This is a genomic window from Arthrobacter sp. BI5 (genome assembly GCF_056680065.1).
Genome location: NZ_CM155264.1, coordinates 1,025,747 through 1,042,828 on the forward strand (window position 1 = coordinate 1,025,747; position 17,082 = coordinate 1,042,828).

The following is a 17,082-nucleotide window of genomic DNA, read 5'->3' on the forward strand; positions in this document are numbered from 1 at the left end:
CGCCAGAGCTGACCCAAACCATGAGTCCAGCTGACGCCGGCAACGCGACCCGGCGCAACCGCCCAGCTCTTTAGCGTTTGGCCCACAGCCATCTCGCCTTTAGAAACGCGCGCCGGCCCTTTCGTATGGCAGGCCTCCGCAACCCTGCAACGTGCTCAGCCGTTCAATACCCACACGGCGTTGTTCGGCTGCAGCCAGCCATCCCGTTCCAGCGGGGCTGCGCTGAGCAGGACCGTGCCGGCCGGGAGCCGCACCGGTTCATCGCCCATCGCGACGGCGGCGAGGAAGTGCTCGTTGCGCTCGCAGATCAGCAGGTTTCCGGCCTCGACGCGCCAGGTGCCGCCGTCGTTCGCGGTGAAGACCCCTTCCCGCCAGAGCTTCCGGCGCAGTTCCAGCGCGGCTTTGGTGAGGTTCAGCGCTGACGCCGGATCCTGCTCTTGGCGGTCGACGGCGTGGGCTCCCCACCCGGCGGGCTGCGGCAGCCAGGGTTCGGAACTAACGCCAGAGTCCCCCAGCGAGAAGCCGTGGTTTCGCCCGGCGTCCTCAGTCCAGGGAAGCGGCACGCGGGCGCCATCGCGGCAGACGCCGCCGCGCGCCCACATCGGGTCCACCCGGGCCTCCACCGGCACGTCGACCTCGGGCAGCCCGAGCTCCTGGCCCTGATACAGGTACGCCGGCCCAGGCAGCCCCAGCAGGGCCACCAGCGCCGCGCGGGCCCGGGCGGCACCGACAGAACCGCCGCCGAACCGGGTCACGGCGCGGACGATGTCGTGGTTTTCCAGCGCCCACGTGGGTGTCGCACCGTGCACCAGGCGGGCGGCTTCGAGCTCGTTGCCGACGGTGGCCCAGGCGTGCGCGTCCCAGCCGAGCTTCACGAACGCGAACGCAAAGGCCTGCTGCATCTCGTCGGCTCGGGTGTAGCGGGCGGCGCGGGCCGGCTCCAGGTTCACTTCTCCCACCAGCAGGCGGTGCGGCTCATACTGCTCGGCCAGGGCACGCCAGCGGCGGTACACCTCGTGGACTTCCTCCTGGTCCGAGACCTGGGGGTTGGACCGCAGCCCGTCCACCACGCCGCCCTCCGAGGGTGAATCGGGGAGCCCCTCCGCCTTGAACAGCGCGTGCGCGACGTCGATGCGGAGCCCGTCCACGCCCTTGTCGAACCAGAACCGCAGCACCCCGTCGAAGGAGTCGCCCACGGCAGGGTTCCGCCAGTTCCAGTCCGGCTGCCCGGCGGAGAAGAGGTGCAGGTACCAGTCGAGATCCGTCTCGGACCACGGGTTGGCGCGGCTCCAGGCCCGGCCGCCGAAGACGCTCTGCCAGTTGTTCGGGGGAGTGTCTCCCGCCGGTCCGGAGCGGAAGTGGAACATCTCCCGCTCCGGCGATCCCGGTCCGGCGGCCAGGGCCGCCTGGAACAGCGGGTGCTCGGAGGAACAGTGGTTGGGAACGACGTCGAGCAGGACCTTCAGGCCCAGCGAGTGCGCCTTCTCCAGCAGCACCTCGAACTGTTCCAGCGTTCCGAACAGCGGGTCCACGCCGCAGTAGTCGGCGACGTCGTAGCCCTGGTCCACCTGCGGGGAGGGCTGGAACGGCGTCATCCAGATCCCGTCCGCACCCAGATCGGCGATGTACGGCAGCCGTGCGGTGAGGCCGGCGAGGTCGCCCACGCCGTCGCCGTCGCCGTCCGCGAAGGAGCGCGGGTACACCTGATAGATGACCGCGGACTCCCACCAGTCTGTGGGCGGCGCCTGGGCGTCAGACGGCGAGGGGGAGTGCTGCAGCGGCAGGGATTCAGGACTCAAGGATTTTTCGCTCACTTTCTGGCGCCGGCCGATGGGCCAACGACTACGGTCCGGCGCGAAGAGATTAGCGCCCTCATAACCTACGGTAAGGTGCCGATCACAGCGGGACCGGCTCAGCCAAGGATGGCCGGAGGGCCCAGCCCTAGAGCGGCGGTCTGCGCCGCGCCGTTCAGGACACCTCGCCCGTGACGCCTGTGGATGTGGCCCTATCGGCAAGCCACCGCTCCTCCTTGGCCCGTGCGGTCGCGACGGCGTCGTTGATGACGAGCGGTGCAGCCGGGTCGATCTCAGTGTGGGATTCGACTGTGTAGAAGCGAACCTCGTGACCGTCGGGGTCGTGCAGCATCGGAAGGATCCATCCGATTGTCGCGAAGTGCACCCCGGCATGGTCCTCGCCCAGGGCGCTCAGGTGGGCCGCTAACTCCTCGAGCCGGTCCCGGTCGGCTACTCCGATGGAGAAGTAGTCGAAGCCGGCCGACGCCTTCGCCCGGTCCGGATTGTCGTTCAGTGCGAGGTCGGGTCCGCCGTCGGGATGCGTCATCGCGACGCCGGTGCGGCGGCCGTGGTCGTGGAACTCGATGGCGACTTGATAGCCGAGCCGGGTGCCGTACCACTGGATGGACCGATCCAAGTCGGAGACGGGCAGCTTGAGGTGATGCACCCCGGCCAGTTTCGGAATCATCGAAAACCTCCCTAATTGCAGTGCAACTGTATCTATGCAGTTATACTGCATCTTATGAGCGATGACGTCAAGCAAGAATCCCGTGCCGCTCCGGACCTGAGAGCCAAGCGAGTGGCCCGAACCGAGGCCCAGCTCATTGGGGCTGCGCGCGAGCTTTTCCTTGATCAGGGCTACGTGGCCACTACACTCGCCCAGATCGCGGAGCGCGCCGGCGTCGCTGCCCGGACCGTCTACGTCCGCTTCGGGACAAAGGCAGCGCTGTTCAGCCGCGTCGTCGACCAGGCCCTCGTGGGAGACGCATTGGCCGTTGATGTCGCCCACCGCCCCCGGGCCCAGAACGCGATCACCGCCGGCACCCTGGCCGAACGGATCGAGGCTCTCGCCGACGTTTCGGTCGGTATTGCGGAGAGGGCAGGGCAGCTGTTCGAGGTTGCTGCACAGTCCGAAGGTCTTGAGCCGGAGCTTGCCGAGGGTGCCCAGGCCGGACGCCGCGCCACCACCCAGCTGTGCCGGTCGTTCTGGGAGCATGCGGCCGCCGACGGCCTCCTCGCGACGGGTCTGCACCCTGAACGCCTCACCGTGATTACTGACGTTCTGCTATGCGCAGACACCGTCGTGCATATCAGGAGAGCCCACGGCTGGTCTGCCGCCGTGCACCGGGCACTCATCGTTGACACACTGACAGCCCTCACCGTCCGTCCATGACCGGGGCCCGAGAGCACCGTGGACCGCAGCCCGTCCACCGCGCCGCCCTCCGACGGCGAATCCGGCAGGCCCCCTGCTTTGAACAGAGCATGGGCGATGTCGATCCGGAGGCCGTCCACGCCCTTGTCGAACCAGAAACGCAGCACGCCGTCGAAGTAGTCGCCGACGGCTGGGTTGCGCCAGTTCCAGTTTGGCTGACCGGCGGAGAAGAGGTGCAGGTACCAGTCGGTGTCGGTGTCGGAGCCCGAGCGAACGCGGGCCGGCCGTGAGGGCCTACTGGAACGGCTCATCGTCAGCCGGCCACCGCTGCCTTCGCGGCCCGCGAGGCTTCCATCCACTCGCTCAGCCAGGGGGCGCGGACGCTGGACGTGATCCGGCAGTCGGCCACGAAGGTTCCCCTGGCGCCGGCGTCGATCCAGTCGGTGAGCGCGGAAAGGTCCTCCAGCGAGCGGATGATCGCCGATTCGGCACCCAGCGCCCGGGCGACGCCGCTGAAGTCCACCTCGGGGATCAGCATGGGCTTTTCGGTCAGGCCCTGGGAGCCGTACTGGTGAATTTCGGCTCCGTAGGCGGCGTCGTTGTAGATCACGACGACGGCGCTGCGGGCGGTGCCGATCAGCGATTCGAGGTCGGAGAGGCCCATCAGGAAACCGCCGTCGCCGGAGGCCAGCACCAGGGTGCGGTCGTCCTCCACCGCGCGGGCTGCCCCGACGGCGCTGGCGAGGCCCAGTCCGATGGTCTGGTAGGCGGTCCCGACCATGACCAGGTCCTGCGGCCTGGGGATACGCCAGTACATGGGCGCCCAGCCGACAAAGTGCCCTCCGTCCTGGACCACCGTGCGGCGCTCGGGCAGCACAGCGTCCAGTGCCTTAGCGAGGGAGCGCGGGTCCAGCCGGCCGTCCGGGGTCTCCGGTGCGCCGGGGTGGTGGGTCGGTCCCTCGGCCAGGCGCTTGCGGGCTTCCGCGCGCCAGGCTTCTGCGCGCCAGGCTTCCGCGGGGCCGGCGGCCGGTGCGGCCGGGTCATCCAGCAGCGCCAGGAGGCGTTCCGCAGCAGCCTTCACGTCCGCGCTGACGAACGTGTCCACCCGGGGGTGGGTCGGCTGCAGGGCGGCGTCGATCTGGATGACCGTGCTGTCGGAGCCGATCAGGTGCCCGAACCGCATGGTGAAGGGGCTCAGGCTCGCGCCCGCCACGAGGACGACGTCGGCCTCGCCCATGAGCCCGGCCGCGGTGTCGGTGCCGAAGCCGCCCGCGACGCCGAGATAGCCGTCGCCTTCGAGGAGGTTCAGCGCCAGCGCGGTTCCGGCGGTCAGCGCGCCGAGGCGGTCGGCAAGCTTCCGGAGCTCCGGGCCGGCGCCGGCGAGATGGGCGCCGCGGCCGGCGAGGATCAGCGGCCGCTGCGCCCCGGCGAGCAGGCGGGCTACCTGCGCAAGGTCGCTGGGGCCGCCGCCGTCGACGTCGTCACGCACGGCCGGTGCCAACGGCGCCGGAAGCTCTTCATCCGCCGCCTCGAGTGCCGCGAGGTCGTAGGGGATGGCGATCACGACGGCGGTGCGCCTGGTGAGTGCGTACTCCACTGCCTGCTGCGTGATGGCGCCCGCGGCGTCGCGGGTGACGGTGAAGGTGGCCGCGCCGAGGCCCGCGGCGATTGCTGCCTGGTCCACATCCTGCGGGCGGGCGCCGGTGCTCGGTGCGTCCCCGGTGACCAGCACAACGGGGATTTGCGCCTGGACCGCTTCGGCCAGCGCGGTGAGCGCGTTGGTGTAGCCGGGGCCGTAAGTGGTGGTGCCTGAGGCGAGACGGCCCGACGTCCGGTAGTAGGCGTCGGCTGCGGCGATGGCGGCGCCTTCATGGCGGACGGCGGAGAAGCGCAGGCCCAGCTGCTCGGCGGCGTCCAGGAAGTAGACGTTTCCGTTGCCCATGACCCCAAACAGGTCGGTGAGATAGCTGCTGAGAACCTGAGCCACGCGGCCGGAAACGGTGAGTGAAGTCATGCAGGAAGTGTGTGGGCTGGGTCACGAATGGGCAAGAGCGCTGCTTTTGGCTGGGACTTTTGGCAGTCATGAGGTGTCCGGAGTGAAAATCTGCTCACCTGTGGTGCGGGTCATTGCGACTTAGTCGGCGGGACGCGACTCCTGCTCCGAGAGCCGGGCCAGGAGGCCGTCGTAGCGCGGGGGCAGCAGTTCCAGCACCGAAATGGCGGTGCTGGTCCGCTGGATGCCGTCGATTTCCAGGATCTGGTTGGTGATGCGGTAGAGGTCGGCGGTGCCGCGGGCCACCACCTTGGCCATGAGGTCCGCATCCCCGGTGGTGGCATGCACCTCGATGACCTCCGGGATCGCGGCGAGCCCGTCCTCCACCGCCCCGGTGCGCGTCTGGCTGATGGACAGGGAGAGGAAGGCCATGAGCTCATAGCCCAGCGCGGCGGGGTCCAGCCTGCGGCTGAAGGACCGGAGGGCGCCACTGCGCTCCAGCCGCGCCAGCCTGGCATGGACGGTGTTCCGGGCGACATTGAGCGTCCGCGAGAGTGCCAGGGCGCTGGCCTCGGGATCCTTGTCCATGGCCAGGATGATCCGGCCGTCGAGCGAATCCAGGGTGCGAGGGGTTGGGTTGGTCATATTTTCACCGCAGTCAGTAGAAGTTGAGCAGAAGTCCCAATGGCATGAGGGTATCTTGCATTGTGTGGCGGATCACAATCATGATCGGTCCTCATGACCCCTGATCAGCTCCTGACCGCACCGGCCACCGCCCTTCCCGCCCTTCGGGGCGCGGTGGCCGGACTTCCGTCCTACGTCCCGGGACGGCGGAGCGCCGGCCTGGACATCGCGGCCCTCGCCAGCAACGAAAGCCACTACGAGCCCCTCCCCGCGGCCGCCGCTGCGGTGACCGAAGCGGCCGGCACCATGAACCGCTACCCGGACAGCGCCGCCGTCGAACTCCGCGAACGGCTCGCACGGCACCTGGGCGTCACCGCCGGGGAAATCGCGGTGGGGCCCGGCAGCGTGGGGGTCCTCCAGCAGATCATCACCGGACTGTGCGACGCCGGCGATGAAGTCATCTTCGCCTGGCGCTCCTTCGAGGCGTACCCCATCCTGGTTGAGCTGGCCGGCGCCCGGCCGGTCCGCATCCCGCTGGACGACGCCGAGGGCCACGACCTGGAGGCCATGGCCGCGGCCGTCACCGACCGCACCAAGGTGATCCTGCTCTGCACCCCCAACAACCCCACCGGCGTGCCGATCAGCCACGAGAGCATCGAGGCGTTCCTGCGGTCCGTCCGCTCCGACATCCTCGTGGTGGTCGACGAGGCCTACGTGGAGTACGCCGAGGCCGGCAGCGGCCCCGATTCCCTGGCGCTCTACCGCCGGTACCCCAACGTCTGCATCCTGCGCACCTTCTCGAAGGCCTACGGGCTCGCCGGCCTGCGCGTGGGCTACGCCGTGGCGGCGCCGGCCATCGCCGAAGGACTGCGCCGCACCGCCCTTCCCTTCTCGGTGAGCGCGCTGGCCCAGAAGGCTGCGATCGCGTCGCTGGACGCCGGGGACGAGATGGAAGCCCGGGTGGCGGCCGTCAAGCAGGAGCGCGCTCGGATGGCTGCGGAGCTGGAGGCGCAGGGCTGGAAACTGCAGCCCAGCCAGGGCAACTTCCTGTGGATCCGTGCCGATGAAACCCTCCGGGAGTCGCTGGTGGAGGCGTTCGACCGCGCCGACATCCTGGTGCGCGGGTACCAGGGCGACGGCGTGCGGATCACCGTCGCCGATCGCGCCGCCAACGACCGCGTGCTCCGGCTTTTGGAAGCCCACGCAGGCTGACACCTGACTTACCCACCCCTTAACTCCGTTCCGCCTACAACCAGAGGAATCCCCATGGAACAACAGACGAAGACGTCTGGCCGCGCACTGGGCGCCGCACTCAAACCCCGCCAGCTCACGATGATGGGCCTGGGCAGCGCCATTGGCGCCGGCCTCTTCATCGGCTCCGGCGCCGGCATTCAGGCCGCCGGCCCGGCCGTGCTGATCTCCTACCTCGTCGCCGGCACGCTGATCATCCTGGTGATGTGGGCGCTCGGCGAAATGGCCGCCGCCAACCCGGACAGCGGCGCCTTCTCGGTCTACACCGCCAAGGCCTACGGGCCGGTGGCCGGCGCCACCGTCGGCTGGCTGTGGTGGATCCAGTTGGTGGTGGTCATCGCGGCCGAGGCGCTCGGTGCGGCCGGCCTGCTGGCCACCATCTTCCCGACCCTGCCGGTGTGGCTGATGGCCCTCGTGTTCATTGTGGTGCTCACCGCCGTGAACCTCACCAGCGTGAAGAACTTCGGCGAGTTCGAGTTCTGGTTCGCCCTGCTCAAGGTGGCCGCCATCGTCGGGTTCCTCCTGGTGGGCGCTGCGCTGCTCTTCGGATGGCTCCCCGGCGTGCAGTCCCCGGGCCTGTCCAACTTCATGGGCGAGGGCTTCGCGCCCAGCGGCTTCGCCGGAATTGCGACGGCGCTGTTCGTGGTGGCGTTCGCGTTCGGCGGCACCGAGATTGTCTCCGTGGCTGCCGCCGAGACGGCCGAGCCTGCCCGCAGCGTGAAGCAGGCAGTGCGCACGGTGCTGTGGCGGATCCTGGTGTTCTACATCGGCGCGATCTTCATCATCGCGGCCGTCGTTCCGGTGGGGTCGGACGGGCTGAAGAGCCCGTTCGCCGCCGTGCTGGAGGCGGCCGGCATGCCCGGCGCAGCCACCGCCATCACCCTGGTGGCCGTCGCCGCGCTGCTGTCGGCCCTCAACGCCAACCTCTACGGTGCGTCCCGGATGGCGTACTCCCTCGCCGAGCGCGGTGAAGCGCCGCGGGTGCTCGCCTCGGTGTCCAAGGCGCGGGTCCCGGTGGCGGCGGTCCTGGCCAGCGTCGCCTTCGGCGTGGTCACGGTGGTGCTGGAGCTGGCCTTCCCCGAAATGGTCCTTCCCATCCTGCTCAACATCGTGGGCTCGACGTGCCTGCTGGTGTGGACGTCCGCCCTTCTCGCCCAGCTTGCGCTGCGCCTCCGCGCCGACCGCGAGGGCACGGAGCTGCCCCTGCGGATGCCCGGCTTCCCGGCGCTCACGGTGTTTGGCCTGGTGATCCTCGCGGCGATCTTCACGGTGGGCTTCATCGGCGAGGACTCCCGCCCCCAGCTCCTGAGCACGTTCACCCTGGTGGCGCTGCTGGCAGTGGGTTGCTGGCTGAACCAGCGGAACCGGAAGGCTGCGCTCGTTGAGGAGTCCTCGGACCGTGCCAAGGAGCCGGTGCTGATCGACTGAATCAGGTGCTGCGGACCCACTCGGTGGGATCGATGCACGCGGAGGGCGCGTCCGGCTCTGGCCGGGCGCGCCCTTCCGTTTTGTTTTTGCCGGGACGGCCGTGGTGAACGCGAAATCGGCTGGCGGCGGGTTGGATCGAAGGCTGTGCGGCGGTCTGCTCGCTCACGAAATTGGTACAGGAAAACAGTCTACGTAAACCGCTTGGTGTGCAAGATAACGGTGGCAGGTCAGTGAGGGTCACATTGCATTCGCGGGCGCATGCAAAACGGCCCCTGGAGCCGCAATTCTGGAGCAGAACGCCATCGCAGCGTGGGAGCTCAAAACAGTCAGTAAGCAATAGTGACTGCTACATCGACCCTTTATCCGTGTCGCTGATAGTGCGGGTTAGCGTCTTACAGATGACCTAGTTGGTAGAGTCCGGACATGAACACACTCGGACAAGTTGACCCCCACCTTCAAGCGGTTGTGCAGGCGGCGGAGAATGGTGCTGTCCTTCAGCGCGTGGTTGTTGTTTGCGGATCCACCGTGTACATAGGAATTCCAACATCGACGTCCAATTTTGCTAGCGCTAATGTCAAAGCATTCGCCTCAGAAATGGTGAAAGACGTCGGAGGTTGGAAGACGCCTCGTCAAGAGAAGGAAGTTATCGCTGCGAAGCAGGCGAAGGAACTGATGGAAACGTTGTCGCCCGGCGACAGTCTCCAAACGTTGGACGTCCTCTCGCTGTGCCCTGCGCAGGTCTATCCGTCTGGCATGGTCAGCTATGAAGTCCCGGCCGTTCGTGTGCACCTTCACCAGGTTGATTCGTGGTGGGTGGCGCCGTTCCTGGAGCATCAGGCAAAGTTCCGGGGCGGTGGCGTTGGTGTCAGCTTCTAGCGCCTGAACGGAACTATTGACCCGCGCACTTAGCGGAAGGTTGCCCATAATTTCCGCTGAAACGGTTTGAGTGCCCGACGAGGCGCCAAGGCCATGTGATGGAACGCGCCGTGCAATGAGCAGCGTGGTGTCCGTGGTGTCAGCTGCCTGCGACCGCCGGTGTCGGATGGGGCGGTGAGGTAGACCGGCGCCCGCGGTGAGATCGTACGCATCCCGGCAGCCGGCAAGAGCATCGAGTTCGACTGCACGGACATCATCCGTGTTGTGGACGGCAAGAGGACCGAGCATTGGGGCACCACCGAGAACCTTGTCCTAATGCGGCAAATCGGGCGGTGGGCGCTGGATGGACGGCGCCGGCCCCCGGCGGCTGCGGGCAAGTGGCCCGCCGTCGGGATCAAAAAAGCAGGATTGTGCACGTTTTTCCACCGACACACGGACAGCCGCTTGCCTCTGGGGGTGGTCCGGCGACTCCGACCTGTCGAGCCCCGCCTCGATGTCATGGACGGCGTAGCGGCGGCGCTTGTCATCTTGCCGTCGGGGCCAAGTGGGTGCCCGGCTCCAGCGTGGCGACCCCGAGGTTCAGCGAACTGGGGAACCCTGGGAGGAACTTGTCGGTCCACATTGCCGATCGAAAAGAGTGCACCGCCAGGTAGCCTGAGACGGTGAAGATAATTGATGATATTTCTCGACTGGTGCTTTCTTATATTGCGGCAGTTGAAAAGCGGGGAGGCCGGCTTTCTGTTGAGGCTTTGAATGCCTACGGTGACCAGCCTGAGCGAATCGAATTCAACGACATGTATGGCGTTCAGGCCGGCCGGGGTGTCCTCGTGACGGCTCAGATAAGCAGAGAGGACGATGAGCCTTGGGTGGGGGACGAGCGTTTCGATCGTTTCTTTGCCCGGCTCCACTGGGTAAATGTTAACGATGATGTGGTCACTCTGACGCAGCTTGGACGTGCTGTACTTGCGGAAGCGAGTAGCCCAGAAGTTGAAGAAGAGTCGGCTATCGAGGTCCTCATAGACCCAAGTAGCCAGTTCGCCTACGCCCAGGTTATGAACAAGATTGCTCAAGTTGGACAATGCATGGTTGTTGATCCTTACCTCAACGCCGAATCTGCCATCGACCTCGGCCAGATGGATTCGGTGAGGAGGGTGCTGACGGGAGATCGGAACATCAAGAAACTTCGTGGACAGTTTGGGATCGTGATGCGAGCCAGGTCTGATTTTGAGATCCGGTATGCAGAGCAGGGGACTTTGCATGACAGATATGTAATCCCGCTGGATGGTAAGGTGCACGTCCTGGGAAGCAGCTTGAATTCAATCGCGCATCGCCAGGGAGTAATTACCAGCTTGGAGCAACTAGGTTCACAGTTCATCTCAGAGGCCTACGAGAAGATATGGCGGGATGCGAGCCGTCTGGTCGTCGCTCCTGCAGCGGAGGATGAAAACGACTCTCTTGCTTAGTAAAACCGTTAGCTCGACGAGACAACGACGTGATCCGCTGATGGCAAGCAACGGCTATGCCGCACTGGACCGAAGCCCGCACTCGACGTCCCTGAGGCCGGCAGGGGGTATATCGTATTGCCGCGGTTCGGTGGGGTTGGGGACGACGTCGAGCGAGCAGGCCCAGCGCGTGCGCCTGCTCGGGGAGGGAATCGAACTCTTCCATGGTGCCGAACAGCGGTCCCCGCCGTACTAGGCGGTGACGTCGTAGCCGTGGCCCTCCGAAGCACGAACCGCGACTTCACGCGGGCAGGATACATTCGAAATCGAACCGACCGAGGAACGCAACACTATGAACAAGCGCTTCAATCCCCCGCCGAACTGGCCCTCACCTCCAGCGGGGTGGGCTCCGCGGCCTGGTTGGGTTCCTGATCCAGCCTGGGGACCTCCACCCGAAGGGTGGCAACTCTGGGTTGATGAGCCTGCCCCATTTGCCGGCGGCCAGGGTCCGGGTGGTAGTCCGATGAATGTCCGTGGGAAAACGCGGCCGAAGAAGAAGAGGCGAGCAGTGTGGCTAGTCGTGCTGGCCGTTCTGGTTACCCTCTTCGCCGGATGCGCAGTGATCGCGAGTCTGGGTTCGTCGTCGCCCCAATCACGACTTGATGGTAAGAACGCTTCGCCGGTGGCGAAGGCGCAGGTTGACGCAGCAAAGCAACTCAGTGAGCGCGACCTGGCGCTCCTGGTCAAGAGCCCGGACAAGTATTCCGGCAAAACCATTATCATCTACGCCCGAATCACACAGTTCGACGCCGCCACTGGAAAATGCATTTTCCGGGCCGACATCGCCCACAGGAAGATGGCAAGCTCCTGGGATTATGATGAGAACGCAATTTTTCGCGGAGGGGATGGAAGTGCAGACTGTCCCGCACTTGACGGATTCGTAGCAGATGACGTGGTTCGCATTACGGCCACGTCGCTGGGTTCTATCAGTTACGAGACTCAGATCCGCGGGAACACCACTGTCCCGGCATTCAATGTCGAGCGAATAGAGGCAGTGAAATAACCAAGGTTAGAAGCCCGTCGGTGTATACGGGCACTTCGAGGCTGACCACTGCAGCTTCCATAGAGTACTTGGATACTACGTCGCGACCTTGGACTGTTGCAGTTCGTCATTGTACGTAGGACGAATTACCCTGGCGCTGTGACTTATTACATTGGGGGAGTGGCAGCGGAGCAGCTGCCCGAGGGTTTGTACGAGCTGCTCAATACGGATGTCCTCGGTGACTACCTGAGCAAGGCGCAAGGACTTCAGCCAGTCTTTACAGAAATCGAAGACGAAGACTCCCCGGACATCCTCTCCCGCCACGTAGCAGACGCCGTCCGGCGGGCCCTCTCCGCAGCCAAGCCAACCGACCGAGTAGCTCTCGCGAACAGGCTCCTCCAGGAACTGAATACCGGAGACCGCATCGCCCCCGGTCCCACCCAGCTCCAGTCCCTCCACCGCCCGGACACACTCAAACGCCGCAACCTGCGCCGCCCAACCACCAAACTGAGCGACTCCGCCCTGCTCACCAATAGCAAGGACGACCCCAACCTCGCCGCGGAACTCAGGACCGAGATCGAGTCTGCCAACACCGTGGACCTGCTCTGCGCCTTCGTCCGCTGGACCGGTCTCAGGCTTCTCGAACCCGCCCTGGCGCAACTCAAGGAGCGCGGGGCCAGGCTCAGGGTCATCACCACGACGTACATGGGCGCCACCGAGCGCCGCGCCATCGACGAACTCGTCCACCGCTACGGCGCCGAAGTGAAGATCAATTACGAAACCCAGGCCACCCGCCTGCACGCCAAGGCCTGGCTGTTCCGCCGTAACTCCGGTTTCGACACCGCTTACGTCGGCAGCTCCAACCTCAGCCAGGCCGCGCTGTTGGACGGCTTGGAATGGAACGTCCGGCTCAGCTCCGTCGGCACGCCCACCCTGCTGCAAAAGTTCGAAGTCACTTTCGACAGCTATTGGGAGCAGCGCGCCTTCCAAAGCTACGACCCCGACCGCGACGGCGAGAAGCTGGACGCCGCCCTGGAACGCAACGGCGGCCGGCGTACAGCCATCCCTGGCGCAGCGACCGGCCTGGAGCTTCAGCCATTCCTGCACCAGGAGGAGATGCTTGAGGACCTCGAAGCCGAGCGGTTCAAGGGATTCGACCACAACCTCCTGGTCGCCGCGACCGGCACCGGCAAGACGGTCATCGCGGCGCTAGACTACAGGCGGCTCCGCGAAGCCGCGGGCAAAGATCTCAAGCTACTCTTTGTCGCCCACCGCCAGGAAATCCTCAAGCAGGCCATGCGTACCTACCGCGACGTCATGCAGGACGGCGCCTTCGGCGAACTCTACGTCGGCGAACACAAACCCCGGGACTGGAAGCACATCTTCGCCTCCGTCCAGTCGCTGTCCGCCCTTGGTATCGACAAGCTGGAACCCGACTTCTTCGACGTCGTGGTCATCGACGAATTCCACCACGCCATGGCGCCCACCTACCGCCGGCTGCTGGAACACCTGCAGCCGCAGCAGCTCCTCGGACTGACCGCAACGCCGGAACGCGGCGACGGCGTCGACGTCGCTAAGCAGTTCTTCGATGGCCGCACCGCGAGCGAACTGCGCCTCTGGGACGCCCTGGACGCGGATCTGCTGGTGCCGTTCCACTACTTCGGCGTATCGGACGACGTCGACCTCAGCCAGCTGGAGTGGAAGCGCGGCAACTACGACACCGCGCAGCTGAACAACCTCTACACCGGCAACGACGCCCGCGCCGCCAAGGTGATCCGCGAAGTCCGCGACAAGGTCACCAGCACCGAGCAGATGCGGGCCATCGGCTTCTGCGTCTCGGTCCAGCACGCCCACTACATGGCCGAGGTCTTCAACCGCGCCGGCATCGCCTCCGTCGCCGTCGACGGCAGCACCGACGACGCCGACCGTGCGGCAGCGCTGAAGCGTCTCGCCGCACGCGAGATCAACTGCATCTTCGCCGTCGACCTCTTCAACGAAGGCCTGGACCTGCCGCAAGTTGACACCATTCTGATGCTCCGGCCCACGCAGAGCGCCACGATCTTCCTCCAGCAACTCGGACGTGGGCTGCGCCGCGCCGAGGGCAAGGCGGTGCTGACCGTCATGGACTTCATCGGCCAGCAGCACCGTGAATTCCGCTTCGACCTGCGCTACCGGGCGCTCACCGGCTACGGGCGCAAGGAACTGGAAAAGGCTGTCGAGGACGAGTTCCCCTACCTGCCGTCCGGCTCGCAGATCGTGCTGGACAGGGTGGCGCAGAAGGTGGTGCTGGACAACATCAAGGCGCAGCTGCGGTTCAACCGGGCGCAGCTGGTGCGGGACATCGCTTCGTACGCGGAGATCGAGCTGGAGGCTTATCTCGAGCGGTCCGGGAACGACGTGAAGTCGATCTACCGTTCCACCAGGGATTCGTGGACCGGCTACCTTCGCCAGGCCGGGCTGATCGAGGGGTTCTCGCCGTTGGAGACGGTGCTCAGCGGAAAGATTCGGCAGCTCTCCGACGCCGACGAGAAGAAGCTCCTCGGCCGGATGGCGGCGCTTATCCACGTGGATGATCCGGAACGCGCCGAGGCCTACTCCATGCTCGTCGACGCCGACCCGCCCCGCTACGCGGAGCTCGGCATGCGTGAGCAGACGTTCGCCCGCATGCTCTTCTACACGCTCTGGGACGATGGGGGCGGTTTCGACTCGTACGACGCCGGCTTGGACTACCTGCGGAGCTACCAGTTTGTCTGCAGCGAGATCCGCCAGATCGTGACGCTCGGCGTGGCCGCGTCCCGGCATGCCGCCAAGGGCCTCGGAGCGGGGCTGCAGCACATTCCGCTGCTCTCGCACGCGACCTACCGGCGCGAGGAGATCCTGGCGGCGCTGCAATACGGGTCGCTGGAACTCGGCAAAAACGTGCAGCACCGCGAAGGTGTGGCCTGGTGCCCTGCGACGTCCACGGACGCCTTCTTTGTCACGCTCAACAAGGACGACAAGAAGCACTCGGCCACCACCATGTACAAGGACTACGCCGTCAGCCCGGAGTTGTTCCACTGGGAATCGCAGAACGCTACGTCCCCCGGAAGCCCCACGGGCAGGCGGTACCTGGACCGGTCTGCTCATGGCTCGAAGGTCCTGATCTTCACGCGCGACACGTCAGAGGACGAGACCGGGCTGACCGTTCCGTACACGTGCCTTGGCCAGGTGGACTACGTGCAGCACTCGGGGGAGAAGCCGATTGCGATCACTTGGAAGCTGCACCGGCCTATGCCGGCGGATGTGTTTGCCACGGCCGCTGCGGTGGCGCAGTAGGACCGTCAGCGGATGTGGCGCCGTACCGGCACGGACAAGAACACAGGAGGGGCCCTTTGCGTAGTGAGCTTGCGACTAAGGCGGCCCCCATGGTGATCGCTTCTCATTGTGAGGTTCCGGCCGAGGTTGAGAACGTCAATCTGAGTTGAGCCCACGCTGCGTCCAGATCCGGGCGACCGCCTCGTGACTTTTAGGACCTAGATATTCTCAAAGAAGTCTTGGTCAACCTTTTTGACGGCAATATTGCGCTCGACTTGGACTCCGACGTCGTACTGAACCATCAGCTCGGACAGGCGTAGTCCGTCGATGAGGAGCAGCGTCTTGTTTACAACTTCGCGAGGCACCTGAAGGGCATCCGGGGTGAACGAAGAAGTAGTAATAAAAATGCCCTTGGTAGCGCGGTGCTGATCGAGTGCACCGCTGAAGCCTCTAACTTCCGGACCCCGAACTTTGTTATCTTCCGCGTACCTCTTCGCCTGCAGATATACTCTGTCGAGGCCAAGCGCATCTTGCCAGACTATGCCATCGATTCCTTTGTCGGCAGAATGCAACTTTGCTGCCAGGCCGTCCATCTTGTTCACGCCGTACCCCAATTGGACGATGAACTGTCTGATGAGACGCTCAAAAGTTGCGGGTTCCAGAACCAGCAATTGCTGATAGATATCGTTGGCGAGACTTCGACTTAGTTGCTGACTGGCACGGTCGAGAATATCTGTGGGCGTCTCGTTGGAGATCGCTTCTTCCGTGGCCGCGGGCGAGAGGGTCGGCCCGCTGGCTTCCGGTTTCTGGCTGGTACGTCCCAGGAACTGCTTGTACTTCGGGTAGCTTTCAAGGGTCTTTGGCGTAACGGGCTGTGCCCGTTCGACCAATCGCTTGCCCTCATCAGTCGTCTGGTAGGTCGCCCGTGCAGGTCGAAGCAGGATGCCGGCGTTGAAGGAGTGGGATAGTGCCCAGTTCATCCGGTTGTACCAACGCTCCTGGCCCGAGGGAATGAGTTCGGCAAGTTCCTCTTCGGTCATCGGTACACGGCTCAAGACACCATCACGGATCTGCTTGATGGTCCGGGCGTTGCCATCCGCCAATACGTCCAGGATAGGAAGGATGAACTCGTGCCATTGGGGCAACGTCATGGCTAGATAGCTCCGTTCGAATATTGATCCGGCAAGGGGCGGTCCAGATGAGTCTGGAACGGTCCCGTCGGAGACCGCTGATGACTGACTCAGCATTGACTCCCAGATTGCCGAGGCGCGGCGTCTTGAGTTTCAAGTGCTCACTAGCTCCGCCGGTTCCCCAGCTCCCAGCCGATGATGTCTAGCGCCCGCACGGGTGTGATCTTCGGCCCTGGCGCGATCGCCGCGATTTCTTCCCACGACGATAGCTGCGTGGCGAGGTCCTGCTGAAGAGCCTCCAGCCAAGCCCTCCGGTAACCTGCGTTGGATCTGCCGTCCTTGTACTTGACCGGCGCACCCTCACACTCGCTGTAGCAGTAGCGAATGTTGTCATCGAACAATGGAAGCAACTCCGGCCTCTTTCGGTGCAGGACCTTGGACAGCGTGGTCAGCCTCACGTACTTAGTCGGTGAGGCTTCCAACACCCCGAAGAGACGGACGATGGCTTCCAAGGTGTCATCGTCAGCAGTTGCCAAGTCACCTGTTAGGGCCGGGTCGTCCAGCCGCTGGTTCATCGGATCCATGAGCGCCTCGAGCCCGTAGTAGACGGGAAGCGGGTTGTTTGAAACGTTGAGCAGAGCAACGGCCAATAGGTCCTGCGGCCCAACCGAATTGCTTGAAGAGCCCGGGTAGCCGTCGTAGGCCGGGTAGGCGGACGTCAGAGGCCTCTCGACCAAGTACGTTCGTGCCCAAGCCTTCGCCTCGTCGAGCTCAACACTCGCCCCGCCAACCTTCAATTTTGTCATGCTCCAAACACTAGTGCGAGGCTCGCGGACA

At 65.0% G+C, this 17,082-nt stretch carries 14 protein-coding genes and 1 pseudogene; 8 read left to right on the plus strand and 7 right to left on the minus strand.

Annotated features, from left to right (window positions below):
* Nucleotides 1–155 precede the first annotated feature (155 nt).
* Nucleotides 156–1,799: an alpha-amylase family glycosyl hydrolase gene (locus tag AC1MED_RS04845; protein WP_476916581.1), complete on the minus strand. Its 1,644-nt coding sequence runs from the start codon at nt 1,797–1,799 to the stop codon at nt 156–158.
* A gap of 169 nt (nt 1,800–1,968) precedes the next feature.
* A complete protein-coding gene (locus AC1MED_RS04850; protein ID WP_476916582.1) occupies nt 1,969–2,481 on the minus strand; it encodes a VOC family protein in 513 nt (170 codons plus the stop codon).
* A 54-nt stretch (nt 2,482–2,535) separates the two neighbouring features.
* On the opposite strand from AC1MED_RS04850, the gene AC1MED_RS04855 reads away from it, so the two are divergent.
* Nucleotides 2,536–3,186 carry a TetR/AcrR family transcriptional regulator gene (locus AC1MED_RS04855; protein WP_479785746.1) on the plus strand — a complete coding sequence of 217 codons (651 nt, stop codon included), beginning with the start codon at nt 2,536–2,538 and terminating at the stop codon, nt 3,184–3,186.
* 104 nt (nt 3,187–3,290) lie between these two features.
* Here AC1MED_RS04855 and AC1MED_RS04860 read toward each other — a convergent pair.
* From AC1MED_RS04860 to AC1MED_RS04870, 3 genes and pseudogenes are all read right to left on the minus strand, one after another.
* Nucleotides 3,291–3,476, minus strand: a pseudogene (locus AC1MED_RS04860) (alpha-amylase family glycosyl hydrolase); the annotation flags it as partial.
* Between the two features lie 2 nt (nt 3,477–3,478).
* Nucleotides 3,479–5,179, minus strand: a complete 1,701-nt coding sequence (locus AC1MED_RS04865; RefSeq protein WP_479785748.1) for a thiamine pyrophosphate-binding protein — start codon at nt 5,177–5,179, stop codon at nt 3,479–3,481.
* Nucleotides 5,180–5,299: 120 nt separating this feature from the next.
* Nucleotides 5,300–5,803 (minus strand): Lrp/AsnC family transcriptional regulator, encoded by a 504-nt coding sequence (locus AC1MED_RS04870; protein WP_479785750.1) that lies wholly within the window; start codon nt 5,801–5,803, stop codon nt 5,300–5,302.
* Between the two features lie 93 nt (nt 5,804–5,896).
* Here AC1MED_RS04870 and hisC point away from each other — a divergent pair, with 93 nt between their 5' ends.
* The 7 genes from hisC to AC1MED_RS04905 all read left to right on the plus strand — a co-directional run bounded on the left by hisC (nt 5,897) and on the right by AC1MED_RS04905 (nt 15,136).
* A complete protein-coding gene (gene hisC / locus AC1MED_RS04875) occupies nt 5,897–6,994 on the plus strand; it encodes a histidinol-phosphate transaminase (protein WP_479785752.1) in 1,098 nt (365 codons plus the stop codon).
* A gap of 54 nt (nt 6,995–7,048) precedes the next feature.
* Nucleotides 7,049–8,461 carry an amino acid permease gene (locus AC1MED_RS04880; RefSeq protein WP_479785754.1) on the plus strand — a complete coding sequence of 471 codons (1,413 nt, stop codon included), beginning with the start codon at nt 7,049–7,051 and terminating at the stop codon, nt 8,459–8,461.
* A gap of 423 nt (nt 8,462–8,884) precedes the next feature.
* Complete coding sequence (locus tag AC1MED_RS04885; protein WP_479785755.1) at nt 8,885–9,337, plus strand: hypothetical protein; 453 nt, start codon at nt 8,885–8,887, stop codon at nt 9,335–9,337.
* A 252-nt stretch (nt 9,338–9,589) separates the two neighbouring features.
* A complete protein-coding gene (locus AC1MED_RS04890; protein ID WP_479786547.1) occupies nt 9,590–10,003 on the plus strand; it encodes a hypothetical protein in 414 nt (137 codons plus the stop codon).
* Complete coding sequence (locus AC1MED_RS04895) at nt 10,000–10,800, plus strand: hypothetical protein (protein ID WP_479785756.1); 801 nt, start codon at nt 10,000–10,002, stop codon at nt 10,798–10,800. The genes AC1MED_RS04890 and AC1MED_RS04895 overlap by 4 nt, the downstream gene beginning before the upstream one ends.
* Nucleotides 10,801–11,347: 547 nt before the next feature.
* A complete protein-coding gene (locus AC1MED_RS04900; protein ID WP_479785757.1) occupies nt 11,348–11,842 on the plus strand; it encodes a hypothetical protein in 495 nt (164 codons plus the stop codon).
* Nucleotides 11,843–11,980: 138 nt separating this feature from the next.
* Nucleotides 11,981–15,136 carry a DEAD/DEAH box helicase gene (locus AC1MED_RS04905; protein WP_479785758.1) on the plus strand — a complete coding sequence of 1,052 codons (3,156 nt, stop codon included), beginning with the start codon at nt 11,981–11,983 and terminating at the stop codon, nt 15,134–15,136.
* Nucleotides 15,137–15,333: 197 nt separating this feature from the next.
* Here AC1MED_RS04905 and AC1MED_RS04910 read toward each other — a convergent pair whose 3' ends face one another.
* A complete protein-coding gene (locus AC1MED_RS04910; protein ID WP_479785759.1) occupies nt 15,334–16,266 on the minus strand; it encodes a restriction endonuclease in 933 nt (310 codons plus the stop codon).
* Between the two features lie 143 nt (nt 16,267–16,409).
* Nucleotides 16,410–17,051 (minus strand): DUF6308 family protein, encoded by a 642-nt coding sequence (locus tag AC1MED_RS04915; RefSeq protein ID WP_479785760.1) that lies wholly within the window; start codon nt 17,049–17,051, stop codon nt 16,410–16,412.
* Nucleotides 17,052–17,082 lie beyond the last annotated feature (31 nt).

Coding starts and splice junctions, on each gene's coding strand:
- AC1MED_RS04885 (WP_479785755.1), top strand. CDS start 8,885: ATGAACACACTCGGACAAGTTGACCCCCACCTTCAAGCGGTTGTGCAG.
- AC1MED_RS04910 (WP_479785759.1), bottom strand. CDS start 16,266: ATGACGTTGCCCCAATGGCACGAGTTCATCCTTCCTATCCTGGACGTA.
- AC1MED_RS04880 (WP_479785754.1), top strand. CDS start 7,049: ATGGAACAACAGACGAAGACGTCTGGCCGCGCACTGGGCGCCGCACTC.
- AC1MED_RS04870 (WP_479785750.1), bottom strand. CDS start 5,803: ATGACCAACCCAACCCCTCGCACCCTGGATTCGCTCGACGGCCGGATC.
- AC1MED_RS04855 (WP_479785746.1), top strand. CDS start 2,536: ATGAGCGATGACGTCAAGCAAGAATCCCGTGCCGCTCCGGACCTGAGA.
- AC1MED_RS04915 (WP_479785760.1), bottom strand. CDS start 17,051: ATGACAAAATTGAAGGTTGGCGGGGCGAGTGTTGAGCTCGACGAGGCG.
- AC1MED_RS04850 (WP_476916582.1), bottom strand. CDS start 2,481: ATGATTCCGAAACTGGCCGGGGTGCATCACCTCAAGCTGCCCGTCTCC.
- AC1MED_RS04865 (WP_479785748.1), bottom strand. CDS start 5,179: ATGACTTCACTCACCGTTTCCGGCCGCGTGGCTCAGGTTCTCAGCAGC.
- hisC (WP_479785752.1), top strand. CDS start 5,897: ATGACCCCTGATCAGCTCCTGACCGCACCGGCCACCGCCCTTCCCGCC.